We start from the raw sequence: 8,142 nt of genomic DNA on the forward strand, positions 1-8,142 counted from the left end.
AAGTGCTCACTCACCACCTTACCGAGGCAGGCCGCCGCCCGGCCGGGCAAAGCCGCACTGGCCGAGGCCGATCTCTGCACGACGGCCCAGCCCACTGGGCGGATCAGGAACTCCACACTGAGCCGGTGTCAGGCATGGCAGGCGCAGCCCGGAGGCCGATGTGGCCTGCGCCACCGTGAGCGTCGGGTCCAGGGGGCGTTCGGCGCCGGCGCAGCAGGCCGAGACGCCGCAGCACGCGCCACCGGGCTCGGGCCCCGCCGCGGCCGTGACGGGCTTGGTGGCGCGGATGACGGCCGCGTGGAGGCCGTCGCCCACCTCGTGGGTGGAGGTGATCGACACGTCCGTGAAGCCGGCCGCCGTCAGGCCGGTGCGGTATTCGGTGAACGACAGCGCCCCGGCGATGCAGCTGGCGAAGTCGCCGCGCTCGGCCCGCTGCGCCGGGGTGAGGGCGTCGTCGGCCACGACGTCGGAGACGCCGAGCCGGCCGCCCGGGGTAAGGACGCGGAAGGTCTCGGCGAAGACCGCGCTCTTGTCCACTGACAGGTTGATGACGCAGTTGGAGATGACCACGTCCACGCTGGCGGCCGGCAGCGGGATGGACTCGATCGTACCCTTGAGGAACTCGACGTTGGCCGCGCCCGCCCTGGCGGCATTCGCGCGGGCCAGGGTGAGCATCTCCTCGGTCATGTCCAGCCCGTACGCCTTGCCGCGCGGGCCCACGCGGCGCGCGGACAGCAGCACGTCGATGCCGCCGCCCGAGCCCAGGTCCAGCACCCGCTCCCCTTCGCGCAGCTCGGCGACCGCCGTGGGGTTGCCGCAGCCCAGTGAGGCCGCCACCGCCTCAGCGGGCAGCTCGGCGCGTTCGCCGGCGCCGTACAGGCCCGCGCCGAAGCCCGCCTCGATCCCCGGATCGCCGCAACAGGGGGTGACGGCCAGCGCGGCGGCCGCGTACCGCTGCCTGATCTGCTCACGCAGCTCCTGGTCATTCATGGGAGGGCTCCTTTCGGGGCGCCGGCCCGGAGCGCGGCGGACGGGCCGACGGCTTGAATCGATGGCTCTCGAAACAAAGCCTCGCCCTTGATTAGATGCTTGTCAATATAGAAGGGCTTCTAATCAGCGGTCAGGGGAGGTTGACCTGCCAGGAGACGCCGAAGCGGTCGTTCACCCAGCCGAACTTGCTGCTGAAACCGTAGGAGCCGAGCGGCATCAGCGGCCGGCCGCCCTCGGCCAGCGCCGCGTACAGGCGGTCGATCTCCTCCTCGGTCTCGCACGCTACGTAGATGGACATCGACGGCGTGAAATCGAAGGGGTGCGGGGTGTTGCTGTCGATGCACATGTACTCCTGGCCCGCCATCGTGAACGTGGCGTGCTTGATCTTGCCCTCCGGGCCGGGCTCGCCAGGGGCGTAGCGATCGACGTTCACCACTTTGGAGTCGTCGAAGAGGGAGGTGTAGAACGTCATGGCCTCCTCGGCGTCGCCGTGCTGGAACATGAGGAAGGTGGTGGTCTTCTGGGTCATGACCGCTCTTCCTGGGGGGCGTAGAACGCCGTGGTGGCGGCCACGGCGGCGGCGACCTCGTCGGGTGTGCCGCCCGCGGCCGCGTAGGCCCGGCCCCACGCCTGGCTGCTGGCGGTGATGAAGCGTCTGCCCTCGTCGGTCAGGTGGAACGACTCCTCGTCGATCCGGCCTCCGCCCACCGTCAGGTGCAGGCCCAGGCCCAGCAGCGCCAGGTCCCAGCCCACGCCGGTGGCGCCGGGGCCGAAGCCGGACCAGAACTCCGGGGGCACGTCGGCGGCGTGGACGAGCTCGAGCAGGGTGCCGCCGTCCTCGGCGGACAGCCGCACCTCGACCTCGGAGAAGCCGGGGTTGTCGCCGAACAGCCAGCTGACCCTCAGCAGGCGGGGCGGCTCGCACCGCAGGATCTCGCCGCCCGCGTTGCCCTCGAACTGGTAGGTGCCGCCGAGCCGCAGGTCCCCGGTCACGGGCAGGAACCAGCGGTTCAGCCGCTCGGCGCTCGTGCAGGCGTCCCACACGTCCTCGATCTCCGCGTCGTAGCGCCGCCGCAGCGTCATGACCTTGCGATCGCCGTTGAGCAGCTCGCGATGAGCCCTGTTGATCTCGTCAACGATGTCCATCAGGTGTCCTTCGCCTCCTCTGTCGGGGATGCCTCGCTCGTCCTGGGGGTCCCGCCTGTCATGCGCCGCTCGCGCTTGCCGCGAGCCAACTCCGTGGCCAGAGAGTCCAGACGCTGGCTCCAGAATCCGCGAAAGCGCTCCAACCACACGTCGACCTCCTGCAGCGGCCCTGGCTCGACGGAGTAGAGCCGCCGGGTGCCCTGGGCCCGCACGCGGGCGAACCCGTTGTCGCGCAGCACCCGCAGGTGCTGGGAGACGGCAGGCTGCGATATTCCGAACTCGCGCTGGATCACGGCGGTGAGCTCGCCGGAGCTCTGCTCGCCGCCGGCCAGCAGCTCCAGGATCCGGCGCCGGACAGGATCGCCGAGGACGTCGAAGGCGTGCACGACGTCAGCTTTTCAGGAACGGCTTATATAAGTCAAACCTGGTACTGTCAGTCGTCCAGCCCGCGGGCGCTGAGCGCCTCGCCGAGCGCGTCGGCGTGCCGCAGCGCGCCGACCACCAGCGGCACCGCGAAGGCCCGCAGGCTGCGCTCGACACCCCTCGCCCGCTGCGCCTCACGGACGCGGGCGGCCAGCCCGGTCAGCACGGGCACGCTGCGGATGGTCAGCGACAGCAGCAGGGACACCCGGAACGGATCCAGGCCGACGAACCGGGCCGGCGCCAGGCAGCGTTCCAGCGTGGCCAGCATGTCGGAGGTGCGCGTGGTGATCGTCACCAGGCCCGCCAGCGCGACCGCGAGCACCACACGCAAGGTCGTGACGGCCGCGCCCTCCACCCCCACCGTGAACCACTGCAGGGCGAACAGCGCCACCGCGAACCAGCGCACCGGACGCACCTGCGCCCAGGCCGCCGCCACCCCCACACGCGCCAGCGCGTACAGGCCCGCCACGGCCGCCGCCGCCCCCGCCAGCGCCGCCGGCGAGCCCAGCAGCACCAGCACCGTGCACGCGGCGGCGAGCCCGCCCAGCTTGGCCCCGGCCGGCAGCCGGTGCAGCGGCGAGGTGCCGGGCACATACGCGCCGGTGAGCCCGGTCACGACATGATCTTCCGGTAGTGGGCGATGGCCTCGTCCGGCGTGCCGTCGGCGACCACGCGGCCCTCGTCGAGCACCAGCACCCGGTCGAAGCCCGCCAGCAGCGGCAGGTCGTGGCTGACCACCACCACCTGCTGCGGCATCTCCCGCAGCAGGTCGGCGACCTGGCGCGAATGACGCAGGTCCAGCAGCGTCGTGGGCTCGTCCATGACCAGGACGTCCGGCTCCAGCACCATCACCGAGCACAGGGCCAGCAGCTGCTTCTGCCCGCCCGACAGGTGGTGCGCCGGGTGGTCGGCGTGGCCGGCCAGGCCGTAGCGGGCCAGGACCTCCGCCACCCGCCGCTCGACCTCCTCGCGCGGGAGGCGCTTGCGGCGCAGCGAGAAGGCCACGTCCTCGGCCACCGTCGGCATGACGATCTGCGCGTCGGGGTCGGTGAACAGGAACCCGACGCCGCGTCTGATCTTGGCGGCGTGGCGTCGGGTGTCCAGGCCCAGCACGGTGACGCTGCCGGAGGTCGGCAACGCCAGCCCGTTGATCAGGCGGGCCAGCGTGCTCTTGCCCGACCCGTTGGCCCCGACCACGCCGACGCGCCGCTCGGGCAGGCAGGCGGTGATGCCGCGCAGCACGTCGCGTGAGCCCAGGCGGACGTGCACGTCGGCGAACTCGATCAACTCCCACCGCCTCGGACGACCTCGAACAGCGCGGCCACGCCCAGGCCGCCGCCGACCGCGGCGGTGGCCAGCCCGAGGGTGCCCGGCGGCGCCCCGCCGCGCACCAGCCGGCTGAACAGCCGGGTCACCACGACCGCGCCGGTGGCGCCCCACGGATGACCCAGCGCCAGCGCCCCGCCGTCGGCGCAGACCCGTCCGCCGTCGGCGCCCAGCGGATCGAGCCCCAGCGCGTCCGTGACGGCCAGCACCTGCGCCGCGAACGCCTCCACGATCTCCACCGCGGCGACCCGCTCCATCTCCACCCCCGTACGCGCCAGCACCCGGCGCACCGCGGGCACCGGCCCCCACCCGGGCAGCGCGGGATCGCACCCGACGACGGACCCGGCCACCAGCCGCAACCCCGGCAGCCCCGCACGCAGCCGCTCGGGCACGACGGCCACGGCCGCGGCGCCGTCGCTGACCGGGGACGAATTTCCGGCCGTCACTGTACCGCCCGGCACGAACGCCGCGGGCAGCCGGGCCAGCGACGCCTGCCGCAGCGGCCGCGGCCGCTGGTCGTCGTCCCGGCCGCCGACCGGGACGATCTCCTCGGCGAAGCGTCCCGCCTGTCGGGCGGCCAGCGCGGCGGCGTGGCTGCGGCAGGCGTAGGCGTCCTGACGCTCCCTGGTGATCCCGCGGGCCGCGGCCAGCGCCTCGGCGGCGTCGCCCATGTCGGGGTCGGGGTGGCCGCCGGGCGCGAAAGGCGCCCGGCGGTACGGCTCGGCCGCCCCCCGATGCGTACGCAGCGGCGCGGTCGAGGCGCTCTCCGCCCCGCCCGCGATCACCAGCTCCATGTCCCCGGCGCGGACCGCCTGCCCGGCCACCAGGATCGCGGCCAGCCCGCTGCCGCACTGCCGGTCCACCGTGACCCCGGGCACGCCGTGCCCCAGCCCGGCCGCCAGCGCCGCCACCCGGGCCACGTTGCCGCCCGGCCCCATGCAGTTGCCCAGCACCACGTCGTCCACCCGCCGGCCGGCCACCTCGCGGGCCACGGCCGCGATCACGGGTGCCGCCAGCCGGTCCACGGTCAGGTCCTTGAACGCGTGCCCGGCCGTGCCGATGGGTGTGCGCCGGGCGGCCACGATCACCGGTGTGTCGCTCATGTTCAGGTCAGCCGCCGGATGTCGGGGTCGCCGCCGGCCAGCCGGGCCGCGACCAGGGCCCGTGCGGGCTTGCCCGCCTGCGTGCGCGGCAGGCTCGGGACCGCGTACCAGCGGCGCGGCCGCTGCGCCACGTCCAGCCCGCTCCTGGCCACCGCCTCCAGCAGCGCCCGCGGCGGCGGCGAGGCGCCGTCGGCCTCGAGGACGGCCGTGACCACCGAGCCCAGGGACGGGTGCGGCGAGCCGATCACCACGATGTCGCCCACGCCGGGCACCTTCCTGAGCACCTCCTCCACGTCCTCCGGCACGACGGTGGCGCCGCCGGTCTGGATCGCGCCGTCGCCGCGGCCGCGCAGCCGCAGCACCTCTCCTACCCGGTACGGATGCGCCACGTCGCCCACGGTCATCCAACCGTCACCGTCGCGGCGCAGCGGCCCCGCCACCCCGCCCAGATACCCCTCCGACAGCCAGGGCGACCGCACCCACACCTCCCCCAGCACGCTCCCCGGCCGGGGCCTGACCTCGAGCTCGACGCCCGGAAAGGGACGCAGCCCACCCCCGTCGGGGTCCACGGCGACGAAGGACAGCTCGGTCGCGCCGTAGTACGACACGACCTCCACCCCGGCAGGCTCCGCAGCCTCCCGCGAGCGGGGGTCGAGCGCCGCGCCGCCGACCACGGCCGTCCGCAACGCGCCCGGCCGCGCCAGCACGGCGGGCAGCAGGTGCGGCACCACGTGCACGACCGTGGCCCGACCGAGGTGCCCGGCCAGCGACCCGGCGGGCCAGCGGCCGGGCACGACCGCCGTGGCGCCGGCGGACAGGGCGTGCAGGGCGGCGAAGGCGTACAGGGAGGACGCCAGCGGCCCGGGGACCAGCACGACGTCGCCGGGCCCGATCCCGGCCAGGTCGCTCACGTGCGGGAACGACCCGGTCCACGAGGCGCGGGTGCGCACGACCGCGCGCGGCCGGCCCGTGCTGCCGGAGCTGAAGCACGCCCACGCCCGGTCGCCGGGCGCCGCCACGTGCTCCACGGCCGGGCCTGGCCCGTACGGCAGCGGCGCGTCGACCAGCAGGTCCACCGCGGCCGCGCCGATCATCCTGGCCCACCGCCGCCGGTCCCACGCGTGGTCGCCCACCAGCGGCGTCGCGCCCGCCAGGTCCGCGGCCAGCACGGCGACCAGCATCGCGACCGGGTCGGCCACCCCGATCGCGACGAGCGATCCGGGGCGGACGCCCCGGCCGAGCAGGTGCCGGGCGGCACCGTCGATGTCGTCCGCGAGCTCGCCGTAGGTGAGCTCGCACTGCGGCCCGCGCACCGCCGGCCTGGCCGGGCGCACGGCGGCGTGCCGCAGGACGTGTTCCGCTACCGGCATGTACGGGTCAACGCCCCCTGCCGGCCCGCACCCGCTCCTGGTGCACGGCCGGGACCGCGTCCGGGTAGGCCCGCTGCGTGCCGCGGGCCACGAGGGCCGTCAGCACCGCCTTGGCCAGGTCGCCGGGCAGGAACGCGATGGACAACAGCGCCACCTGACCCAGCGACTGCCCCGTGACCAGGGACCATGCGGGAATGCCGAACACGTAGACCACGCCGACGCCGCCCGCCAGGCACGCCAGCACGAGCCGGACGACCCCGGGATCGCGCCCCGCCCGCTCGACCAGCCAGCCGACCATCGCCGCCCCGGGGATCCAGCCGATGAGGAACCCCACCGACGGCCCGGCGAAGACGCCCAGCCCGCCGCGGCCGCCCGCCAGCAGCGGCAGCCCCGCCGCGACCAGCACGAGCAGCACCGCCACGGCCAGCGCGCCCCGCCATGCGCCGAGGATGGCGCCCGCCAGCATCACGCCCAGCGTCTGCAAGGTGATCGGGACACTGCTGCCGAAGACGTTGAACCCTCCCGGGAGCCCGAGCACCGCGATCAACGCGGCGAACACGGCCACCCTCGCCAGGTCGCCCGTGGGGAACCGGCGCTTCTTCCCTGCATCCTTCATGGGGTCGATCCCACACCAGAACGGCACCCTTCAGGCATGGAGACTTCCCACAACATTCCGGGCGATCATCTGCGATCGGACGCTACCTTTCCACACATCGGGACCCGGCCGGTCAGGCCGCCAGGCGGAGGGCGCGGGCCACGTCGGCGGTGGCCGCCGAGGTCTCCGTCGTGGTGTAGCCGTCGCGCAGGGAGGCGTCCAGGTCCTTCAGGCCGTTGCCGCTCAGCGTGACCACCACCCGCAGACCCGGCTCCAGCAGGCCCTTCGCGTGCCGGTCGAGCAGGCCCGCCACGCCGGCCGCCGAGGCGGGCTCGGCGAAGACGCCGTCGCGGCCGGCCAGCATCCGGTACGCCGCGAAGATCTGCTCGTCGGTCACCGCGGCGATCAGTCCGCCCGACTCCTCGCGCGCGGCCACCGCGCCGTCCCAGGTGGCCGGGCTGCCGACGCGGATCGCGCTCGCCTCCGTCCGCGGGTCGGCGACCGGCGCGCCGTGCACGAGCGGCGCCGCGCCCGCCGCCTGGAACCCCCACATACGCGGCAGCCGGGTGGCCAGGCCTGCGCTCCGGTACGTCCGGTAGCCGCCCCAGGTGGCGGTGATGTTGCCGCCGTTGCCGACCGGCAGGCAGTGCACGTCGGGCGCGTCGCCCAGCGCGTCCACGATCTCGTAGGCGACGGTGCGTTGACCGGCCAGGCGCAGCTCGTTGCCGACCGAGTTGACCAGCGCGACCGGGTGGTGGCCGGCCAGCTCGCGGGCGACGCGCAGGCAGTCGTCGAAAGTGCCGTCGATCTCCACGATCCGGGCGCCGTAGCGGACGGCCTGGCTCAGCTTGGCCAGCGCGACGCGGCCCTTGGGGACGAGCACCGCCGCCGTGAGGCCGGCGCGGGCGGCGTACGCGGCGGCCGAGGCGCTGGTGTTGCCGGTGGAGGCGCAGATGACGGTCTGCGCACCGCGCTCGGCCGCCCTGCTGATCGCCACCGTCATCCCGCGGTCCTTGAACGATCCCGTCGGATTGGCGCCCTCGACCTTCAGCCACACCTCACAGCCGGTCAGCTCCGACAGGTGCGCCGAGCGCAGCAGCGGGGTGTTGCCCTCGTTCAGCGAGACGGCCGGGGTGTCGTCGGTGACCGGCAGCCAGCGCCGGTAGCCGCTGTTGATCAAGCCATGCCA

10 protein-coding genes are annotated in these 8,142 nt (G+C 74.5%); all 10 read right to left on the reverse strand.

All coding sequences use genetic code 11. The annotated features are described in order from the left end of the window. Positions 1 to 18: 18 nt before the first annotated feature. Positions 19 to 990 carry an arsenite methyltransferase gene (gene arsM, locus ID574_RS58090; protein ID WP_188197658.1) on the reverse strand — a complete coding sequence of 324 codons (972 nt, stop codon included), beginning with the start codon at positions 988 to 990 and terminating at the stop codon, positions 19 to 21. Positions 991 to 1,120: 130 nt separating this feature from the next. Beyond that, positions 1,121 to 1,519, reverse strand: coding sequence for a VOC family protein (locus tag ID574_RS58095; RefSeq protein ID WP_188197659.1), 399 nt, complete (start codon positions 1,517 to 1,519; stop codon positions 1,121 to 1,123). After that, complete coding sequence (locus ID574_RS58100) at positions 1,516 to 2,136, reverse strand: SRPBCC family protein (RefSeq protein ID WP_188197660.1); 621 nt, start codon at positions 2,134 to 2,136, stop codon at positions 1,516 to 1,518. The genes ID574_RS58095 and ID574_RS58100 overlap by 4 nt, the downstream gene beginning before the upstream one ends. Continuing rightward, the gene (locus tag ID574_RS58105; protein WP_188197661.1) at positions 2,136 to 2,522 is read right to left on the reverse strand and encodes an ArsR/SmtB family transcription factor; all 387 of its coding nucleotides are present in this window, start codon (positions 2,520 to 2,522) and stop codon (positions 2,136 to 2,138) included. The genes ID574_RS58100 and ID574_RS58105 overlap by 1 nt, the downstream gene beginning before the upstream one ends. 47 nt (positions 2,523 to 2,569) lie before the next feature. Beyond that, complete coding sequence (locus ID574_RS58110) at positions 2,570 to 3,175, reverse strand: energy-coupling factor transporter transmembrane component T family protein (RefSeq protein WP_188197662.1); 606 nt, start codon at positions 3,173 to 3,175, stop codon at positions 2,570 to 2,572. Then, positions 3,172 to 3,846, reverse strand: a complete 675-nt coding sequence (locus ID574_RS58115; RefSeq protein ID WP_188197663.1) for an energy-coupling factor ABC transporter ATP-binding protein — start codon at positions 3,844 to 3,846, stop codon at positions 3,172 to 3,174. Before ID574_RS58115 ends, ID574_RS58110 begins: the two co-directional genes overlap by 4 nt. Then, complete coding sequence (locus ID574_RS58120; protein WP_188197664.1) at positions 3,843 to 4,988, reverse strand: thiolase family protein; 1,146 nt, start codon at positions 4,986 to 4,988, stop codon at positions 3,843 to 3,845. Before ID574_RS58120 ends, ID574_RS58115 begins: the two co-directional genes overlap by 4 nt. Before the next feature lie 2 nt (positions 4,989 to 4,990). Beyond that, positions 4,991 to 6,358, reverse strand: a complete 1,368-nt coding sequence (locus ID574_RS58125; protein ID WP_188197665.1) for a class I adenylate-forming enzyme family protein — start codon at positions 6,356 to 6,358, stop codon at positions 4,991 to 4,993. A 7-nt stretch (positions 6,359 to 6,365) separates the two neighbouring features. Beyond that, positions 6,366 to 6,974, reverse strand: coding sequence for a biotin transporter BioY (locus tag ID574_RS58130; RefSeq protein ID WP_188197666.1), 609 nt, complete (start codon positions 6,972 to 6,974; stop codon positions 6,366 to 6,368). A gap of 112 nt (positions 6,975 to 7,086) precedes the next feature. Further along, positions 7,087 to 8,142: threonine synthase (gene thrC, locus ID574_RS58135; protein ID WP_188197667.1), on the reverse strand; the 1,056-nt coding region annotated here is incomplete at its 5' end.

The sequence above is a fragment of the Nonomuraea sp. SYSU D8015 genome, assembly GCF_008065375.1.
Classification (GTDB): domain Bacteria; phylum Actinomycetota; class Actinomycetes; order Streptosporangiales; family Streptosporangiaceae; genus Nonomuraea.